The sequence below is a fragment of the Stieleria bergensis genome (assembly GCA_007745635.1).
GTDB lineage: Bacteria > Planctomycetota > Planctomycetia > Pirellulales > Pirellulaceae > Stieleria > Stieleria bergensis.
Genome location: CP036272.1, coordinates 4,877,398 through 4,898,420 on the forward strand (window position 1 = coordinate 4,877,398; position 21,023 = coordinate 4,898,420).

The following is a 21,023-nucleotide window of genomic DNA, read 5'->3' on the forward strand; positions in this document are numbered from 1 at the left end:
AAGAGAAGCCGATGGCAACACAGCAACGTCACTCGGCCTCACTGGCACCACGACGGGATTTTTTCAGGCTTTTCAAATACGCCACCAGGTCTCGCAGTTCCCGATCACTGAGGTGCTTGATCAGATCCTGAGGCATGGCGGATTTGCCTTTTTTGCGAACCTCGATGTCATCTTGAAGCACGCGTTCGAGCTTCCCATCGGGCAGCATCAATTCAATGAAATCGTCATTTTCTTGGCGAACGATCCCTGCCAAGACACGCCCATCGATATCGACCACGTTGGTGGTTTCAAATCCTTTGGCGACTTGTGCATCGGGAAGGCAAAGAGCCTCCAACAAATAGCGCGCGTCTTTGTCCTTGCCAATCGTTGTCAAGTTTGGACCAACCTCGCCACCGGTGCGATCGACTTTATGGCAGCGAACGCAGGACAGCTCGGTCTTTTCAAAGAACAGCTTCTTGCCGGCCTGAACATCGCCTCCATCTAAACAGGCAATCCATTTGGCAAGCGGTTCCGATTTGGCCAGCGTCGCCTGATAGTCCGCTAACGCATTCCGATCGGCCTGCTTCAAACGCCCCTCTGCAGCCTGCAACACGTTCAAGTGCAGACTCGTCTGCAATTTTCCAGCGATCAGATCAGCCGTCGCGGCGGCGATCACTTCATCGGCTTTGGCAGACTTGTCTTTGCTAACCAAGTCCCAAGCGCGCTGACGCACGGTCAGGTTACTATCTTGCAAGGCATCAATAAATCGCGAGATCGATTTTGCGGCAGCATGCTGGGCCAGAACATCCAACGACGCCAGAGTCAGCGCGGCAGACTGCTTGCTTTGTGTGAGTGACTGCGCCATCGCCACGGCTTGCGACGGGTTCAAACGTGCAAGCCCTCGCAGAGCTTCCGCACGTGCGGCGGCGCTGCGTTCTTTCTGCAGGACTTGCTTGGCAAGTTGCTCTCCAATTTTCTTAATCCCCAACGACGAAGCCACATCGATTGCCTTGAGGCGGACCTTTTCAGCTGACGCCATCAACAAGTCAACTTGCGGCTCCAAAGCGGTCGCCGCAGCAGCCTGTGATCGTTTCTCTAGCGGGCGGTAGTCTCCCAACACGCGATCCAAGGCATCGGGTGCGGCCCAATTGGCCAGCATCTCCAGCGCCTCAAGCCGCAGGTCTTCGCCGGCTTCGCCACGGGTTGCGAATTGAGCGACCGCGACCGCGTTCTCGGGAGTGCCCATCCGGTAGTTCGCATTCAACACTCTGCGGCTGAGTGCCTTGGAAGCCGCTGGCCGCTTGATCAGAGCTGCCAAGTCCAGCATGGCAGCGGAAATGGGTTGATCATGAATCGCACGAGCCGCTTCGAGAACCACTTTGGGATCGCTGTCATCCAGAAACGCTCGCACGGCACCGCTCTGCTGACGTCGCAAAGCCACGACGGCCAATAATCGCACGTGACTGCGATCGTCTTCTTTCAACTCAGCCAGCCGACTGCTGTTCAGGACTCGCGAAAGATACATCGCGGCCGCGTGACGCAGGGCCACATCTTTTGGTGCAGCCACAGCAATCTGCAACACTTGCTTGATCGATTTGGCGTCTTTGCAACGGCCCAAGGCGTCGATCGCAGCGTAGCGAACTCGCGAGGATTGACTTTGCAAGGCCTTGGTGGCAGCGGCAATGGCTTGTCCCCAAGCCTGTTCACCGGTCACGGACAAAGCGGCAAACGCAACGTCCTGGTCAGAGTCATTTGCGGCACCGACGATCGCTTGAATTAACTCATCACTGTTCTTTTTAAACTCCGCTTGCTGCGAGCGAGCGATCTGCCCCAGCCCCCAAACTGCGTGCAAACGAGCCAACGGAAGAGCCTTTCCATCAGCGAGGATCGAAGCCAGAGGCTGCAGACTGTTCCGTCGCGCCAGCTCCCATTGGCTGTGCAAACGCACACGTTGATCAACGTGTGCGAGGCGTTCCAGCAGCAGTGCTTCGTCCAGCTCACTGAATTCCTGGGCCAGCCACTGCTTGGCTTGGACCGCCGCCGCATCCTGTTGATGGGTCGGGTCGGTCACTTGAAAGATTCGGCCTTTTCCAAGACCATCCCAACCGTTCACCCAGTCACTGACATAGATGGCGCCGTCAGGACCGAACGCCACATCCGTTGCCAATGTCGACCAGATCAATTCGGTGTCTTCGCCTTTGGTATAAGTCGCGCCAGCGGGCTCGACCTGAAAGGTCCTCACGCCACTGTTGCTGGGGCCACCACGAAAGTCACAGATCAAAAAGGTGTCATCGAGCCGATCGCCAAAACCCGTTCCTGGGTAGTAAGCCAAACCACTCGGTCCGTCGGTAAAGTTTGCAACCGGGGGCACAATATGCGCTGGCTGATCTTCGTTCAAAGGATACCAAATTTTCTCTTGGTTAAATGGACCGCGATTGGGAAGGTACTGATAGTACATACGCCAACCGGTGTCGCCATCCTGCAATAAGTGAACCAAGCGAGCGCGGTCGCCGCTATCACTGTTGTTATCCACGGTGAACCAATCACCACGATCATTGAAGGCCAGCTCCTGTGGGTTACGCAATCCGCGTGCGAACACTTCCAAGTTGCTGCCGTCGAGTTCACAGCGGAAGACGGCACCACTGGCGGGATCGGCCAGCACTTTGCCCTCTTTGTTTCGAAGGTGGTAACCGCGGTCGCCAATGGAAAAGTAGATCCGACCGTCGTAGCCTCGAATCAGGCCGTGCAAATCGTGTCCACGGAAGGCAACACGCACTCCATAACCATCGGAGAGCGCGATCCGTTCATCAATCTTTCCATCGCCGTTCTGATCGACCAGCTTCCACAGTTTGGGGATGCAGGTGTAGAACAGCCCCTCATCGGTCGCCAAAATCCCAGCGCCTGTGCCTTCTTCCAGGCGGTTAAACCCGTTGGCAACCAAGACACTCTCATCGGCTTTGCCGTCACCATCGGTGTCAGTCAAACGACGAATGCGATCATCTTGCTGCATGTACGTGATCGCAGCATCGCCAAGCAAGCGTTTGTGATAGTCGATGCGATCTTGAACCGTTTTCGCAGCCAAATCCGCGTACAGCCACGTTTTGTCGTGACCACGATTGTCCGTGACACCTCGATTCTGGCGAAACGTTTCGCAGACATAAACTCGCCCCACGCGGTCGATATCGAAAGCGACCACATTGGCGACATCGGGCTCAGCCGCCCAAAGACCAATTTTCCAGCCATCGGGAATCCGAATCGCTGCCATCGCCTCGGTGGCTTCTTCGGACGCAGGAGAAACCTCTGGCTCCGCCGGCGGAGGAACCTCGACATCGGCAGCCACCACCAACGATCCAGACTGCAAGACCACCACACCTTGTAGGACACCTAGCAGCATGACGGCCCAAATCTGGATAGCGCGGTGCTTCTCCAAACCAACAAACGCCTTCTTAATCGAACACAACATTGCAAGCACTTCTCTTACGCCATCAGATTCACGTTTTAATCAAACCGGGGTGAAAGTGTAGCATCGGATCCGCCACGACGACTACACCTGTAACGCCCTCATCCGTCCAGTTTCTGACAGACAACCCCATCTTAACGCTACTCGTCTGGGGGGCGTTTCACAAAGGCTGCAAGATCCGCCCACGCTGCAGACACAGCTCTGCCACATCAGAGACCCAAAACGACACAACGATCGGGTCCGCGACTGACCCAATGGACGGGCGGGACGAGCAGGCAATTCTTGGATTCCCAGATCGCAGGCCCTGACCACCGCGTGCAGGGAAAACCTCATCCATTACAATGAGGGTTCTAGACGCCAGGACTGACATCCCAGCCGGCGTCTCCGCTCCTGTCATTCACATTCCACGGCAGACTGCTTTGTCATGAGCAACCCCGATGACTCACCCAATCAGCAAGCTGCGTCCCCGAAAATGCCTGCTGGCCAATCGGCAAACCACGATCATGCGGCCGCAAACGAGCCTTTAGCGCCTGCTCCATCGGAAGCACTGTTTGTTGCGAAAGTGATTTCCACGCCGGAACCTGCGCCTGCTGAAACCGAACCGTCTCCAGCAGAATCGGAAAACAGCCCCCAGTCACTCCCAGACGGCGCAACATCTCCAGCGGTCTCGATCAAAACTGCGGCACTGGCAATCGGACCGTTGCGAGTCGGATCACCTTTTGCTCCCGGGACCGCGTCAGCCCCTTCGATCAAATCATCGCCGACGGTCAGCGCGGTCTCATTGGCTGAACTCAATGCCTTGATGTATCTGGCGATGGGAGCAACGGCCGCGGCGGTCTTGGTTCTGCTGTTTGCGATCCTCGGCACCATCCTCTTCCCCGTAGGTGGGTTGATGGTGGCAACTTTGGGCGTCGTCCTGGCAGTGCTGGGCATCTTTTCTAAACAGAAACGCTACCAATGGACGGCGGCTTCGATGATTCCACTGCACATTACCGCGGCCGGCGTCTGCTATTTCCGCGCCTTGATGTAAGGCTGTGCCGGTTACGCCAGGATCGGTTTGATGACTTTCGCGGGCTCAACTCCGGTCAAGCGGAAGTCGAGCCCTTGGAACTTGTACGAGAGCCGCATGTGATCGATGCCCAACAGATGCAACATGGTGGCATGAAAATCTCGCACATGCACTTTGTCTTCGACGGCGTTGTAGCCGAATTCATCGGTTTGGCCATAGTTCATGCCACCCTTGATTCCACCGCCAGCCATCCACATTGAGAAGCCTTTGATATGGTGATCTCGGCCGCTGCCCTGTGCCATTGGCGTCCGCCCAAACTCGCCGCCCCAGACGATCAAGGTCTCTTCCAACATGCCGCGTTGCTGCAAATCCTTGACCAACGCAGCGGTGCCCTGATCGACAAGCTTCGCGGTGGTAGCGACACCATTCTTGACACCGCCATGGTGATCCCAACCACGATGATAGAGCTGAATGAAGCGCACGCCACGTTCCGCCAGTCGCCGGGCTTGCAAGCAATTACTGCCGAACGAGCCATCACCGGGAGTGCAACCATAGGCATCGATGACATGCTGTGGCTCATCGGACATGTCGGTCAATTCGGGAATGGAACTCTGCATCCTAAAGGCCATTTCATACGCCGCCAGTCGCGTCGCAATCTCTGGATCTTGCAAGGAACCGTCACGCAGCGAGTTGATTTTTGAAACCGCGTCCACGACGTTGCGCTGCAGCGGATCGCTGACGCCATTGGGATTTTTCACATAGTGCACCGGGCTGCCGGTGGAATACATCTGCACGCCCTGGTGGCGACTGGGCAAAAACCCCGAATGCCATTGCCGCGAACTGATCGGCTGTGATTGCCCGCCACCTTCGCTGGTCAACACGATGAAGCCCGGCAGGTTTTCGGTTTCGGACCCAAGACCGTACAACACCCAGGAACCCATCGAGGGGCGCCCGCTGATCGCAGTCCCCGTGTTAAAGAACGTGTGAGCCGGGTCGTGGTTAATCTGTTCGGTGTGCAGCGAATTGATCACGCACATCTGATCAGCCAGCCCACTGATCTGTGGAAAGACTTCTGAAATCATCAGACCGCTCTCACCACTGGCTTTGAACTGATGCTGCGGCCCCAGCACTTTCAATTCCCGCCCTTGCAACTGTGCGATCGGTTGCCCTTCGGTGACCGATTTGGGCATCGGTTTGCCATCAAGCTTTTGCAGGGTGGGCTTGTAATCAAAGGTCTCCAAGTGACTGGGACCACCCGCCATGCATAAATGAATCACGCGCCGCACACGGGGCGGGTGATGATTGGCAGACAGCAAGGCACCGCCACCAAGATTGCCCGGACCTGCAGCAGTTTGGTCCGCGCCAGCTTGGTCCGCTCGCAGCAAGGATGCCAATGCGATCGAACCAATTCCCGTTCGGCGCAAAAACGTGCGGCGAATCATTCGTTGATTGAAAGTTTCCACGATGATGTTCTTCGTAACTGAAAGAAGGAATCTTAGTAGCGAGTGGTCAATTCATGCAGGTTAAGAATCACACGAGCAACGCCCGTCCAGGCCGCTAGCTCGGCAGCATTGAGTGATTCGTCGACGGGCTGTTGCCCCTGGGCAAGCAATTCGGCAACAGCTTCTGGATGGTCTCGATAATGGGCCAGGTGTGCTTGATACACATCCTTTAGAGTTTGCTTAATCTCATCGGACGGCTGCCGCGAAACCGCGTTTTCAAACGCCCACACCATGCGATCATCCTGCTGTGGCGTGTGCTTCATGATCCGCTGGGCATAAACGCGAGCGGCCTCAATGAAGGTTGGATCATTCAACAACACCAGCGCCTGCAACGGCGTGTTCGATCGAGCACGTGCGGCGGTACACTCTTCGCGACTGGGAGCATCAAAGGCTTTTAACATCGGATGCAAGAACGTTCGCTGCCAGTGAGTATAAACACCACGACGATACTGGTTGCCACCTTGGTCGGCTTGGTACTTTCGACGGGGGAAGTTCAACTGAGCATAGTAGCCAGCAGGTTGATAGGGACGCACACTGCCACCGCCAACCTGATCCACCAACAAGCCACTGATCTGCAAGGCGTTGTCACGCACCATTTCGGCCATCAGCGGAAAGCGTCCTTGGCGAGCAAACTTGTCATTGAATGCGTCTGCTTGCAGCCACTCAGCGGAAGCCAAACTAGACCGCTGATAGGCGTCCGTCAGCACAATCTCACGCACCAATTGCTTGACGTCCCAGCCCGATTCAATGAACTCCAAGGCCAGCGTATCGAGCAGTTCAACATCCGATGGATACGTCCCCTGGCCGCCCATGTCGTCCAGACTGGTGTAGATCCCGCGTCCGAACAGCAACGCCCAAACTCGGTTCACCATCGTGCGAGCTGTCAACGGGTTATCCGGCTGGCAAATCCAATCTGCCAGATCCAATCGACTGGCTCGTTCGGAGCCGACTTCCAGCTGCCCCATGAACTCTGGCACAGCAGGCTGAACGATGGGGCCCGATTCATCCAGCCAATTCCCGCGTGGCAAAATTCGAATCGGCCTGGCTTTCCCCGAGACGGACACAACGGTCTGGGGCGCCATCGCCTCGACACGCTGCCGTTGATCCTTAAGCGTTTGAACCTGCTGTTTCCAGTCTTTCCAAGCGTCTTGGCTTTCCAAGTAATAGGTGATCAGATTCTGTTGTTGCGTGTCGTCACGCTTTTCTTTTGGGGTTTGCAAGGTCTTTGCGATTGCCGCCGGAACTCCATCGGTGTCGACGTAGCCGGCGTCATCCCAAAAGACCTTGCCGGCGAACTGAGTGAACGCCATCCCGCTGACTTTGTCGCCTGACTTCAGGCCAACCTCTTTCGCAGAAACCGTTAGACGCGTCCACTGACCGGTCGCTGGCAACGCGCCAGCACGAAAGTAGGCGGGTCCGCTTTTGTCGGTTCGACCAAAAACAATGTCATCGCTCCCCCAGACTTTGCGATGCGACCAATCACCGTTATTGATTTGCAACATCAAGGCTTTCGCTGGGTTCTTGGGATCGATGTAAACCCAACTGTAAAACACGGTGTCATCGGTGACGGTTAAGGGTTGCTTTGATCGATCAAAGTAATGCTGGACCAGTTCCCCGCTTTGCTGCCGGCGAACCTTCGTGCCAGAGTGAACCGGGATGCCAGCTTTTTCGTCGCCGGCAATGAAACGCCAGTCACCATTGGTCGGTGCTTGGACAAGCAACGCATCGTCGACCCATGGCTTTTCAACTTCCACCGCGACACCAATTTGCTTGGCCGCTTCGCCTTCCCAGGCAGCGAGTTTCGTCAGCAACTCAGCACGCAGTTCAGGTTGCTTTGCTTCGGCGTCAGCAATCTCTTGCTCCAAGCCTTTGATTTGTTGTTGCTGTTCGGCCGTAGGCACACGCATCATTGGCGGCCGTCCACGGTTGCTATACACACCGACTTCCTGCAAGTCAGCAAAGAAGGCACCAAAGGAATAAAAGTCCTTGGCGGTAAACGGATCGTATTTATGATCGTGACATTGAGCACAACCCATTGTGGATCCCAAGAAGACCTGCGAAACATTTCGCACGCGGTCCGCAAAGTAAATCGCCAAATACTCTTTGGCTTGCGATCCACCTTCTTCCGTCGTTTGATTCAGTCGGTTGTAACCCGAGGCGACCTTCTGTTGCAGCGTTGCATCGGGCAACAAGTCACCGGCCAGCTGTTCACGGACAAACTGATCGTAGCGTATGTTGCGATGGAAAGACTGGATCACGTAGTCGCGATACGGGGACTGTGACACATTTTGGTCCCCATGGTAGCCGACGGTGTCCGCGTAACGCACCAAGTCCAACCAGTACATCGCCATGCGTTCGCCATAGGCTGGCGAGGCAAGATACTGATCCACCAAGGCTTCGATCGCCTGACGATCATGCTTGGCCTGAAACGCTTTCACTTGGTCAAGCGTTGGTGGCAAACCGGTTAAATCAAAAGAGAGACGCCGAATCAAGGTGACCGGGTCGGCAGGGCCAGCGGGCTTCATCCCCGCTTGTTCAAACCGCGACGCAGTGATCTGATCAATTTGCTTCGACAGTGGCAACTTGGCATCAACGCTGCTTGCACGACGCATCGGTTGATAGGCCCAGTGATCTTCGTACCCCGCACCTTGCTGAATCCATTGACGGATCAGTTTGATCTCTTCAGGACTCAGTTCCTTGTGAGAATCAGGTGGCGGCATGATCGAATCAGGATCATCGCTTTCAATCCGAGCAACGACTTCGCTGGCTTCAACATCACCGGGCACGATCGCCGATTCCGTTGCGGCTTCGAACTGATCGAGTCGTAAGTCCGCAGCCGGATCCTCCGAACCAATGCCGTGACACGAAAAACACTTGTCCGACAGGATCGGCCGAATGTCACGATTGAATTGCACGGGGGCCGCCGGTTGTTCGGCACTGCCATTGCAAGATGCAAAAAACGCACCCAACAAGACAAACCCAGAAGCAAGACGCTTTGCCGGCAACCAGTGGTTTCGGCCGCAGATGGAGACTTTTGACAACATGTTTCAGTATCACCACTAATGAACAGCGGCACTGCTGGAAGGAAGCGGGGGAGGGCAGCGAAAGGAAGGCTGGAAAGTGGCCGGTGACAACAAAATCAGACGCAGCCAACAACCAACCTCTAGTATAGACGAAATCCCAGAAACATCCATCAGCAACGGGATCTTGACACGACTCCGTGCCATCGAGCATCTCAGCCACAGCGCTGGGAAGAAAACAGCCCTCGGTCCGCCGCGAATCATCTATAATCGGCGTTTTCTTTAGGCCTTGATCTGAGAGTGACGATGACTGCTGCGGAAGTAATGGAATTGCTGGAGCAAAACAAGAACGAACGCGGCATCGCGAACTGGGAAAAGCTCTGCCAGAAGGCGGGCAACCTCATGAGCTTTGGCATCGGATTGACTCAGCTCCGCAAGCTTGCCAAGTCCATCGGCCGGGACCACAAACTGGCCAAGGAACTCTGGCGCAGCAAAGTCTACGACGCCAGACTGCTAAGCCTGATGATTGACGATCCCAAACAACTCAAACGCAGCCAAGCCGAAAAGCAAGTCGAACAACTTGCCGGTGGCTACATGAGCCATGTGTTCTCCTCCTGCGACGCCACCCTGGCCAAAACTCCCTTCGCCTTTGAACTGGCGTGTGACTGGATGGAAAACGAAGACCCGGTTCGCCGACGCTGTGGCTATGCCCTGATCTATGAACTCTCCAAGAAAAAGACCCAGGGCATGGACGATGACTTTCTGCTGAACTTGATTGAGCAGATCAAGTTCAGCATCCACGAAGAAGACATGTGGGTTCGCGAGTCGATGAACACGGCGCTGATGGGAATCGGCAAACGCAACAAAACGCTTCACCAAGCTGCTCTTAAAGCAGCCAAAGCGATCGGCGCGGTGGACATCGATTATGGTGACGACAATCGCTGCGAACCGCTGGACGTCGTCAAGCACCTCCAGAGTCCGGCGCTGAAAAAGAAACTGGGCGTCAAGTAACCAACTGAGCTGGTTACGAGCTTAGCTGGGCGACCATCCCGCTGGCGGATCAGGTTGTTGCCAAACGCTCATGCCACCGTCAACGTAAAGGGTCTGCCCATGAATATGCTGAGCCGCATCAGACAATAGAAAGAGGGCGACGTCTCCGCAGACCTTCGCGTCCGGCACGACACCGCTTGGCGTGTGCAAACTCATCCATTGACCAAATCCATCAGCGTCGATGGCGCCACTGGTGAGCGGCGTTCGCACTAACCCAGGCGCCATGGAATTGACTCGGATCCCATGCGGAGCCAGCGACACACACAAGGAACGCACCATCGCCGCCACCGCACCTTTGCTGGCGTCGTAGGCCACGTGATCCGGTTCGGATAACACCCCGTTGATGGAACCGGTAAAAACGATTCGGCCGGAAACACCCTGCTGCACCCAGCGTTGAGCGATTCGCTGGGTCAGAAAAAAACCAGCGGTCACGTTCAAATGGAACGTTTTCTGATAACGCTGAAAATCCATTTCCAAGAAGGGCAGGTCGACATACGTCCCCGCGTTGTTGACCAGCAAGTCGATCCCAGGCAAGGTTTGTTCGATCTGTTGCATCAAGTCATCGAGGTACTGATCTGGCTCCCGCGCCAGATCGCAACAAATCAGTTCACACTGCACGCCTTGTTGCCGACAGGCCTGAACGGTTTGCTGGGCGGTGTCATCCGCAGCCAACCCTACCAACAAGCAATCCGCCCCAGCACCGGCCAACGCCAGCGCAATCGCTTGCCCCACTCCCTGGGTGCCACCGGTGATCAGAGCTCGCTTGCCTTGCAGTGATGTCATGTTGTCAGCAGTTCGAAGGTCAGAAGGAAAGTTGTTGATGGAAAGCGAACGAAATGGGCCGAACCGCCCGACAACTCGATCCCGACGGCTGAACTCCACGTCTTGCTGGACCTGCCCTAAGAGCCCCCAGAGCCCTAAAAGCACCGGGTCAAACGTGGCGGAGCAGCCTGAAACGAAGCGGAACCGTTCGCTGAGTTTAATTTACCCGATCTCTCCTCGCGAAGGTCGCCCCGCCCCGTCGGCTGGGCGTTGCCCTGGTAAAAAAGGGGCTCCTTGTGCGCTGGCGAATTGCTTGGCAAACTGATGCCATTCCATTCGCCTCTTGGTGTGCGTGTTTTTCCTTTACCTGGTGCCTGCTCATGTCCCCTCAAGAAAAACTTGAATCCCTTGGCCTAGAACTTCCCCCGGCACCCAAGCCAGCGGGCGTTTATAAACCCGTCGTGGTCGTTGGTAACCTTGCCTACGTTTCCGGCCATGGCCCTCTGCAACCCAACAAGACCTTGATGACTGGCCGCCTGGGACTGAACCTGGATGTGGAAGTCGGATATGAAGCGGCCAAACTGGCGGGTCTTGGCATTTTGATGAGCGTGCAAAACCACTTCGGATCGATCAACAAAATCAAACGTGTGATCAAACTGCTGGGCTTGGTTCAGTGCGTTGACGGATTTCCAGATTCACCCGCGGTGATTAACGGATGCAGCGAATTGCTGCGTGATGTTTTCGGCGAGGAAAACGGCATTGGTGCTCGCAGTGCGATCGGCACCAATAGCCTGCCCGCTGGCATGGCGGTCGAAGTCGAAGCAATCTTTGAACTCAACGACTAGCTTGCTGAGTGAGTGCAAGAGCAAGCACTCCATCCACACTGATCAGACTCATCACAACGATGCGTTGGCTGACCTGCGATGAAAAGAACGTTCGGAGCGGGCGGCTTCCCTGCCGCGCGAGCCGATCTTGTTGATGCTAAGAGCGTTGAAACATCCGATCTGCCCTCTTAGCCACGGATTCGCGTGCAAACGAATCGATCGCTGACAAATGGAACCAGCTTGTGTTCCTTTGTCGCTTGAGAGCTTTGCTTAGCTCATGCGGCCAGCCAACAGTTGGCTGATCAAGGTCTCTTCCAGCGGTGACTGACCACCGAAGATGATGTCTTCACCGCTTTCACCGAAGATCCAGTCGTTACCGGCCCCACCGAAAATCACGTCGTTATCGGTTTCAGGCTCCATCGGCCCCTCTTCGACTTCGTTTTCAATCGTCGTGGTTTCAGCGATTGGATCTTCAGAGCCTTCGCTTTCGGACTGGTCGCCATCGTTCAGATCAGCTTGTGGCTGGGAATCCACAGGCTGTGGATCGGCGGGATCATCGACCACTTCCAACATGGGCTCCTCTTCGCTGGCAGCAGAATCGTCGTTGACCGGTTCAGGCAGATCCTGTGGTTCAACGTCGCTGCTCTCGTCTCCGGAAGCCTCCGGTTGCGGATCGGTCAGTTCACCATCAACGGACTCGGAATCACTGCCTTCAGCGTCACTGCCTTCGGGCTGACTGCCTTCGGGGATAGTCGCTTCGGGATCAGTTGATTCTTCGTCATTGGTTTCCGAATCACCGCTTGCCTCGGGATCGGCCCCCTCGGCATCGCTCAGACCCGGATCGACGGGATCAACGGGATCAGAATCATCGGCTGGCTCTGGTTCAGTCGGCTCGGCCTCCGCGGTGGGATCAACGGGATCGGTTTCACCTTCGCTGTTATCCTGAGCATCATTGCCATCCTGAGCATCATTGCCATCCTGAGCATCATTGCCATCCTGAGCATCATTGCCATCCTGAGCATCATTGTCATCCTGAGCATCATTGGTCGGCTCAGGCAGATCGCCGTCCGATCCAAGATCGATGGCCGTTGGATCAACAGGTTCCAAGTCAACCGGATCATTCTCCGGCTGATCTTCACTGCTGGTTTCTTCCAGATCAACGATTTCCGGTGGAACGTCATCGCTTAGCAATTCCGCATCCGTATTTTCCGGCACTACATCAGCGGCAGGTTCAGTGGCCTGAACGCTGCAGGTTTCGCCATCAGCATCCGCTTGACCGTCGACGTCTACCAAAGTGCCGCCATCGGTCTCGGTGGCATCCACATCGACATCACCGCCTTCAGCAACGGGCTCGTCAACGACAGCGTCTTCAGCATCATCAGCTTCTGCGTCACCGCCTTCAGCAACGGGCTGATCCGCTTCAGCGCTAGGCTCGTCGCCATCCCCGTTTTCCGTGACGGGCTCGTCACCTTGGGCCACGGGCTCATCACCGTCGTTGGCTTCGGGTTCCAGGTCGTCAGCACTGGCATCGTCAGCACTGGCATCGTCAGCACTGGCATCCATCTCAATGGCGGTGTCATCCCCTGGTCCCGCCAAAAAGGTGTCAGACCCTCCGCCACCCATCACCACATCGTCACCGGCACCGGCGACCATGATATCATCGCCTGATCCGCCGAGCAGGGTGTCGTTACCACCGCCGGCACGCATGATCGAAGGCAGATTGGAATCATTGACTAGCAAGTCATCACCGGCGAAGGCTTCAAAGATGACGCCATCGACTGCCTGGGCGTCGAACGATTGCTCAAGCGATTCGAGTACATTCCCGTCAGCATCTTGAGATTGCAACTTGACGACGACCGAGGTGTCGACGGTGTAGACTTCGGCGATCTCGTTAGCTTCAGTTCCCTGAATGTACAGAGTCGTGTCCTGAAGTCCGATGTCAGCGGCCATCAGCTTGCGGCTTTCCAAAGCCTGAACACTTAGACGTTTCATTCCGTTTTCTCCAAAATCGAGAGGTTGATCGAAAGACGCGTCCGCACTTGCAGACAGAAAAACGCCGTTCGATCGATTCAGCAGGTCGACGCCCCGCAGAAACCAGACCCGCATGGATCTGTTGCCAGCGTTAAGCACAACGCGGACCAATCGATAAAAACGAAAAACAAGACAGCCTAAAAACCCTGCGATTTACCGGGTCAAACGGCTCAAAAATATGCAAGCGTTCACATTGCCAGCCACTTGCACCGACAAGAACATTTTTCAAAGCAACCGGTAAAAACTGCACGTCTTCCATCAGCGGACACCGACTGACATCGTTGCAGCCAAGAAACACGCCACCAAACAGTCTGACGGCAAAGCGCTCAATGCATGAAAAAAGGCGACACCCTGTGGCATCGCCCTTGCATTTGATCAATGGGTTTGCACCCAGCTCGCTAGGCCAGCAAGGCCGTTAGCGCTTGAGCCTTCACCAGTTCACGCGGTTGGTTAAGGTGGTTGTAAACAATGGTTTCCGGGTTGATCCCAAAACTGTGATAGATCGTTGCCAGCAACTGCGATGGATGCACGGGATCTTCCAGCGGAGCCGAGGCGGTCTTGTCGCTTTTGCCGTGAACATATCCACGCCGCGTCCCGGCACCAGCCATGACAGCGGTGTAGCAATACGGCCAGTGATCGCGTCCGTCATCGCTATTGTTGTTGCCGCTGGTGCTGACTCCACGTTGGGGGCTGCGTCCGAATTCACCGACCGCCAACACCAAAGTCTCTTCCAGCATTCCGCGTTGGTCTAAGTCCTCGATCAAACCGGACAGACCCGCGTCCAACATCGGCGCGGACTGATCCTTCATCCGTTTGCTGAGGCCGGAGTGATGATCCCACGAGTGATTGTCGCTGTTGGCGACCTTCGGCCAAATGACTTCGACCACTCGCGTTCCAGCTTCCACCAAACGACGAGCCAGCAAACAGCTTTGACCAAATGTGTTGCGGCCGTACAGATCACGGATCTCATCGGGCTCTTTGGAAAGCTCAAACGCCTCGCGAGCGCGGCCCGAAACGATCAGCGAAAGCGCTTGATCGTAGTAGGTGTCGAGCTGAAAATCGTTCACCGCTTTGTTGATGTGAGGCATCTGGGCATTCAACAGATCACGCATCTTGGCGCGTCGCTGCAATCGCACACTAAAAACTTCGGGGCGAAGCTTGAGATCATCAATTTTGATCCGATCCATCTTGCCCATATCCAGATCATCGCCCGATGGATACAGCGTGTACGGATCATAAGCTTTGCCCAGGAACCCCGCGCTACCGCCTTTGCCGACAACATTTGACTCCTGCAACGGACGAGGCAACATCACGAACGGCAGCATCGGTTCTTCGACCGGCCGCATTTTGATCAGGTTACTTCCGAAGTTAGGAAAATCTTTGGGTGACGGGGGTTCGAGTTGTCCCGACGGACTGACTTTGTCAGTGGTGTAGCCCGTCATCATCTGATAGATCGCCGCGGTATGATTAAACAAACCATTGGGCGTGTACGACATCGAACGAATCGTGGTGAAACGATCATTCAACTGGGACAATCGAGGCAAGTTCTCGGTGAATTTGATGCCGGGAATCTTGGTGCTGATCGGCTGAAACTGACTCTTGAAATTGTCAGCCAAGTTTTCCTTGGGATCCCAGAGATCCAAGTGACTGGGGCCACCTTGCAAGTAAACCATGATGATCGACTTGGCCTTTCCCCAGCCAGGCCCACCTCCAATGGAATCACTGGCGTTGGCGCCTTGCAATTGCAGCAGGGAAGGCAAACTCATCCCCAGCATGCCAGCGCCACCGACACGCAGAAACGTTCGGCGTGACGACTTCAAATGCGGATCACAAAGATCCTTCGCTGGATAACCTTTAAAAGACAACATGATTGGACTCCGTTGGTAACGGCGATCAGAAGTGTATCGGAATGACGAACTGTTTAATTGGCAATGATGAATCGTCACCAGGACGATTCACGTTGGTGATTAGTGATTGAACAAGAACGCAGGGCTGTTAATCAGCGCCCAGGTCAAGTCCTCTGCGGCAGTCAACCGAGCTCGCTGCACCTGCTGCTGGCTCTGTTTGACATCAGCACGTAGACGCACCAACGCAGTGTCCATTGGGGTTTCTTTCGTCAAAGCATCGCGTCGCGTTTCCAGCTGGACCGTTTGTTGGTCACGAGGCACGGCTTGACTTGCTTTAGCAATCGCATCCTTGGCAGCTTTGATCTCACCATCGTTGATCGCCAGATGATCGATCAATGGTTTCACCAAGGCTTCGGTGCGCTGGGGTTTGGGAGTTGAAACAATGGCCTGCAAGCTCTCTGGCAGGCCCAAACCCAAATCTCCCGACTGCGATGTCGCACTGATCCGGAACTTGCCCAGAATGTGATCCTTGGCATTGTGAACCTGGGTGATCACAAACTTCAGCTTCGAACCGTTGGGATTGGCGATCGGTTCTTTCAATTGGTACGTGATCCAGTGATCTTGTCCCAGTGCGCCCGAAACGGCCCAACCTTTTTGATCCTTGGCATTGCCATCGAAGGTTGCTTCAGCGGTGAAACTAGGCTGCAAGAAATCGGCTTTCCCCTTGGCAATGACCACGGGCTGATAAGCCTTCGCAGGATCCTTTTGAGCAACATCGGCGACCTGAATCTGGAACTCTGTGATGACAAAGTTACCGTGCGGCGGAAGCCCCGGCCCCTTTCCTGGCAGAGCCGGATCAGAGAGGGCCTCCAAGCGGATTCCGGTGATGTTTTTCTGCGTGGTGAAAGCCTCCACGGTGTAAACCGCTTTCGGAGCCACTTTGCTGGCCAGCACAGATCGATCCGGTTGCGGAGTGAGCACGACGTCATTGGTGCTGCTAGCCGCTTCCGGTCGCAACAAATTCCACTCGATGGATTTGGCGTGATCGGTGACAAACTTGTCGGCCTTCTGGTTCAACTTCGCGTGCGCGGCTTCCAGTTGTTTGTTGGCAGCATCGATACGCTGTTGACGTTCTTTAGCCAGCCGATCTTGTTCGGGCTTGGCCGCTTCGATCCTGGCAGCCAATTGCTGCTTGGTTGCCTCCAATTTCGCCAGTCGTTGTTTTTCCAGTGCCTCCCGACGAACCTTCCAGTCGGCTTCAGCTTTCGCCAGCCGCCCTTCCAACATCTTGTTGTCGGCCAGGATCTGCTCTTTAAATTGCTTGAACACTTCGACTTCTGCGTCAGACGGGAAACGCCCCAGGGCTCGCAAGAAGATCTCGTTGGCGAGCGGTTGATCATCAGGATGCTCGTTGACCAAACGCTCCAGTTCATTTTTGGGATCGGCAATCGCACCAGAAATGGTCGGCCCGCTAATCAAAGCCATGATCGGGCCCAGTTGCAGTTCACTGCTGCGTTCGCACTCACAGGCACTCTCTCGAGCCGGCCGCCCCAAGTTGGTCAGAAAACCGTCGGCCAAACGAATGCCAGAATCAGTGACTGCGGCCGCACGCGTGCCGGCTGGCATGCCAGGGATCTTGCTAACCGCACCGGTCAACCGGTGAACCGAATCGAAAATCACTTCGGCCGGCAAGCGTCGCGGCATGGCGTGCGAGTAGTTCAGCTGATCGTCTTCGTTCATCGGCTGCGTCTCAACGCTCAGTTGATAGACTCGGCTGTTACAAATCGATCGCAAGACCGAACGGGTATCAAATCCGCTACTAACAAATTGCTCGGCCAAGTGATCAAGCAATTCAGGGTTGGTCGGGGGATTGCCAGCGCGAATGTCGTCGATCGGTTCAATCAAGCCCACGCCCAACAGGTATCCCCACAGGCGGTTGACGTAGCTCTTTGCGAAGTACGGGTTATCTGGGGCGGTCATCCAAGTTGCCAGTTGCGCCCGCCGAGTTCCCTCGGCTGGCAGATCACAGGGAACTTCATAGGGGAACGCAGGAGGAGTGACCTCGCCGGTGCGAGCGTGAACAATGTCACCACTTGCACGATCGACAACTTTTTCGAACAGAGGCTTGGCACCTTCGACCGCAGTGCCGCCAATCTTTTTGTCGCCTGATGCCGGATCACGTTCCAGACCGACTTGAGCAAAGTAGGCAGCCATCTCGTAGTACTGGTCTTGTGTCCAGCGTTCAAACGGATGGTCGTGGCACTTGTTGCAATTGAACCTCACACCCAAGAACAAGTGCGTGGTGTTTTCCATGGTGTCTTCTGGATCCCGCAGCACCTTGAAATAACTTGCCGCCGGGTTGTCCTTATTGGATCCACTGGCAGTGATAATCTGCCGTGCGAATTCATCGTAGGGCACATTGTCGTTGACCGCGGTGCGAATCCAATCGCGGAACGCTTTGCTGCCTTCCACGCCCAGGAACTTACGATTGACTTGCAACAGGTCGGCCCACTTATTGGTCCAGAACTCGACATAGGCTTCGCTCTCTAGCAAGCGATCAACCACCTTGGCTCGTTTTTCCTGAGTCGGAGTTTGGTCGGCCAGGAAGTCGCGAATCTCTTGGCTGGTCGGGGGAAGACCGGTCAAGTCCAAAGTCACTCGGCGCAGGAAGCTGGCATCATCGGCCAAGCCACTGGGCTGGACTTTGACGCGTTTCCATTTCTGAGAGACCAGTTCATCGATCCGGCTCCACGATTCAACCTCTGCTGCTTGATAGCCACTGCGATCGCCCATCACGGTCAACGTTGTGGCGATGTAGTTCCCTTCATAGCGAGCGAGAATCGCAGCTTCGCCGCGACGAACCGAGGAGATCAAGCCTGCCGTGCCGGCTTCTGCGACTTCGCTGTTGCCGCTTTCGATGAAGGCCTCGCGAGTCACGTCTCGCGTGCTGCCATCCTGAAAGTGAGCCACTAAACGCATCTGCTGGCGATCGCCAATGGTTTGAATGATCGGATTTTCGGGAAAAATCTCCAGCTTAGTGACGCGTGATGCGTCCATCTTTAACTGGCTGCCATCGGCAATCCAACGACGCAAAATGGCAAAGTTAGGATCCCCCTTGGCCATCAACACGCCGCCTTCGTGCGGCGTCAGGCCGAGCGGTTTTCGCAGCATCAATGATTCATCCGGAGCAGCGGGATTGATTCGCCGTGCCGCCAAATCGTCGGTCAGCGCACGCAGCTCAAAGATCGGATCATAACCTCGCAGCGACAGCCTGAAGCCGTTCTTGCCTTTTTGAGCACCATGGCAAGTGCCTTGATTGCAACCGAGTCGACTAAGCACCGGATTCACATCCTTGATGAAATCGACTTCGCCGTGCTTCTGGCTGTCTGACGCAGACACAATCGCATCCAACGTTTGCTGGTGCTGACCAAATTTGATTGACAATTGGCCCTTGCCATCGGTGACAGGAACGACCAGTCCCGAACCGTTGACCTTCAAGATCTCTGGCGATTGAAACTGACAAGCGCGCGTCACATCAACGGTGCTGCCATCGCCACGCACTCCTGTCACCAAAATCTGGTGATAGGCGTAGGGCGAATCAAGAGCAATGCGTTGGGGCAAGACCGTGATCGAAGCAAACTGAGCTGGATCGATGGGTTTGGATTCCGATGTTGGCAAGCGATCAAGCCATTTCGATGCCGCGAACTGAGCCGCCTCGCTGACGGCGGACTGTTTCCCTGGCACGACATCAAAGGTTCCCAGCAGTTTGCCTTCGGGCGACAGCTTTCGCAATTTGCCGTCACAGGCTGCCACGATCAATGATTTGTCTGGCGCAAACTGCACGGCATAAATTTTGGCGTCCAGTGTGAACTTGGTCAGCTCCTTGGTCGTCTTTTTGCGATACTCTTCGACTTGCTTCTTTTCACCGGCGTTTCGTTGTTGAACGCGTTTTGCCAAGACTTTCTTGAGCCCCGCACTGAGCGTTCCGTCAAAGTCGTACGCCCAAACGCGGACTTCGGACTTGCCGTCCAACGTTGCAGCAGCAGCGATGCGCGACCCCTCTTGATCGATGTCCACCGAAAAGATTCGACCAGGCAAGTCAGGCAACACGCGGATCAGGTTGGCATCGTCCCCGATCTTGCGAGCGGTCTGACGGAAGATGCGATAGACCTTCGCCGCCCCGTCCGCTCCACCGACCACGATTTCGTCTCGACTGGGATGCATGACCACACTGTTCAGACCGCCGCTGAGCGCCCCCGGAGTGATCGAGGTGATGTTATCAATGAAGCGTTCGGTTTCGACTTCGGTCAATTTGCAAGACATGTCCCGCGCGACGGTGACCAAGTGCTTGCCATCTTTGGAAAAGGCCACGTCACGAATCCAGTCTGCGTGAGCCCCTTGAAACAACACTCGCTGGCCCGTGGTCGTGTCAATCGCACGCACGACGTTGTCGTTGGCACCGAAGGCCAGCTTGGTTCCGTCAGGCGACCAACATGCACTGCTCAACGCATCGAACGTGAACGGAACCGACAGAGTCAACTCAGCGGAATTCGGATCCCAGATCTGGATCTCACCGGATTGTCCCGGTGTGCCGCCCACCACGGCGAGCCGTTTTCCATCCGGTGAAAAGCGAACGCTGTTGATCCGTGGACTCAATCCAACCAATCGCTTCTTGAGCGTTCCATCGTTGGCATCCAGCAAAAGCGCTTCGTGCAAGCCCGCGACGGCAATCAACTGGCCATCGGGAGACACGTCGACGGATGCAATCGAGGGATTGCCTTGATAGACGGGCGGTTGCTCGGCGGTGTACAACGGGCCCTGGCTTTCCGGTGAGTCGTTCTTGGCACCTTGCTCGATCCAACGACGAATCAATTCGACTTCGATCTCTGCCAATGGCTTGGCCGGAGCCTTGGGCATGTCAGCTGTTTGACCGTCCTCTGAAGTGATCAAGTCGACCAAGTAGCTTTCATCGGGCTTTCCGGGCACAATCGCAGCATCGCCTGATTCGCCACCCGCAATCAGCTTGGCGAAATCGGTCATCAAATACCTGCCCATCTGCTTCGCACCTTGGTGGCAACCCAAGCAGTTGGCGCGGAAAATGGGTTCGATCTGCTGATGATAACTGACTTCCGTGGCAGCCTTCTCGGTGGTTTCTTCAGCAACAACGCGTGACGCAGCGTTGGCGAAACAAAAGCCCAGCAAAAGGGCCATGAGCGATGGAAGCGAGCTGCGACGCCGCAGCAACGGAGAGACGTAGAATCGATGTCGCTTGTTTGTCAGCGCAATCACGGAGTTCACCTGAATGACGGAGGAAAAAATCACTCCACATCACCAAACGCTCGAGTTCCTGCTGACCATTCCAAGCAGAACTTAACGAGCCATCTCGGGCGCTCGAACCGGCAGACAGAACTGCGAAATGAAGATCAGACAATGCGTGCGTGAACTCCCGTCACCCTTTCGGTGATCCCTAGTGTTCACAACAACACCTTGTCCCTGTGCTTCAGACACCGATCAGCAGTGATCGCATGGTCTCAAGCTC

10 protein-coding genes are annotated in these 21,023 nt (G+C 55.5%); 3 read left to right on the forward strand and 7 right to left on the reverse strand.

Translation table 11 applies throughout. From position 1 onward, the window contains the following. Window positions 1-28: 28 nt before the first annotated feature. The gene (locus tag SV7mr_RS17210) at window positions 29-3,442 is read right to left on the reverse strand and encodes a PVC-type heme-binding CxxCH protein (RefSeq protein WP_419187524.1); all 3,414 of its coding nucleotides are present in this window, start codon (window positions 3,440-3,442) and stop codon (window positions 29-31) included. Window positions 3,443-3,863: 421 nt separating this feature from the next. Between SV7mr_RS17210 and SV7mr_RS17215 the strand changes: the two genes are divergently transcribed. Then, complete coding sequence (locus SV7mr_RS17215) at window positions 3,864-4,469, forward strand: ribonuclease E domain-containing protein (protein ID WP_145274931.1); 606 nt, start codon at window positions 3,864-3,866, stop codon at window positions 4,467-4,469. Window positions 4,470-4,480: 11 nt separating this feature from the next. On the opposite strand, the gene SV7mr_RS17220 is transcribed toward SV7mr_RS17215, so the two are convergent. Together SV7mr_RS17220 and SV7mr_RS17225 are read right to left on the reverse strand one after the other, a co-directional pair. After that, window positions 4,481-5,890, reverse strand: coding sequence for a DUF1501 domain-containing protein (locus tag SV7mr_RS17220; RefSeq protein ID WP_145278549.1), 1,410 nt, complete (start codon window positions 5,888-5,890; stop codon window positions 4,481-4,483). Window positions 5,891-5,943: 53 nt separating this feature from the next. Continuing rightward, the gene (locus SV7mr_RS17225) at window positions 5,944-8,994 is read right to left on the reverse strand and encodes a DUF1553 domain-containing protein (protein WP_145274934.1); all 3,051 of its coding nucleotides are present in this window, start codon (window positions 8,992-8,994) and stop codon (window positions 5,944-5,946) included. 282 nt (window positions 8,995-9,276) lie between these two features. On the opposite strand from SV7mr_RS17225, the gene SV7mr_RS17230 reads away from it, so the two are divergent. Next, on the forward strand, window positions 9,277-9,981 hold the full coding sequence (locus tag SV7mr_RS17230; protein ID WP_145274937.1) for a DNA alkylation repair protein: 705 nt from the start codon (window positions 9,277-9,279) through the stop codon (window positions 9,979-9,981). A 21-nt stretch (window positions 9,982-10,002) separates the two neighbouring features. Here the strand turns inward: SV7mr_RS17230 and SV7mr_RS17235 are convergent, their stop codons facing one another. Then, the gene (locus SV7mr_RS17235) at window positions 10,003-10,803 is read right to left on the reverse strand and encodes an SDR family NAD(P)-dependent oxidoreductase (protein WP_145274940.1); all 801 of its coding nucleotides are present in this window, start codon (window positions 10,801-10,803) and stop codon (window positions 10,003-10,005) included. A 359-nt stretch (window positions 10,804-11,162) separates the two neighbouring features. Between SV7mr_RS17235 and SV7mr_RS17240 the strand changes: the two genes are divergently transcribed. Beyond that, window positions 11,163-11,627, forward strand: a complete 465-nt coding sequence (locus SV7mr_RS17240; protein ID WP_145274945.1) for a RidA family protein — start codon at window positions 11,163-11,165, stop codon at window positions 11,625-11,627. Window positions 11,628-11,876: 249 nt separating this feature from the next. On the opposite strand, the gene SV7mr_RS17245 is transcribed toward SV7mr_RS17240, so the two are convergent. From SV7mr_RS17245 to SV7mr_RS17255, 3 genes are all read right to left on the reverse strand, one after another. Next, a complete protein-coding gene (locus SV7mr_RS17245; RefSeq protein ID WP_145274948.1) occupies window positions 11,877-13,598 on the reverse strand; it encodes a hypothetical protein in 1,722 nt (573 codons plus the stop codon). Between the two features lie 437 nt (window positions 13,599-14,035). Continuing rightward, the gene (locus SV7mr_RS17250; RefSeq protein WP_145274951.1) at window positions 14,036-15,505 is read right to left on the reverse strand and encodes a DUF1501 domain-containing protein; all 1,470 of its coding nucleotides are present in this window, start codon (window positions 15,503-15,505) and stop codon (window positions 14,036-14,038) included. A 99-nt stretch (window positions 15,506-15,604) separates the two neighbouring features. Continuing rightward, window positions 15,605-20,806, reverse strand: coding sequence for a DUF1549 domain-containing protein (locus tag SV7mr_RS17255; RefSeq protein ID WP_419187525.1), 5,202 nt, complete (start codon window positions 20,804-20,806; stop codon window positions 15,605-15,607). Window positions 20,807-21,023: the final 217 nt, after the last annotated feature.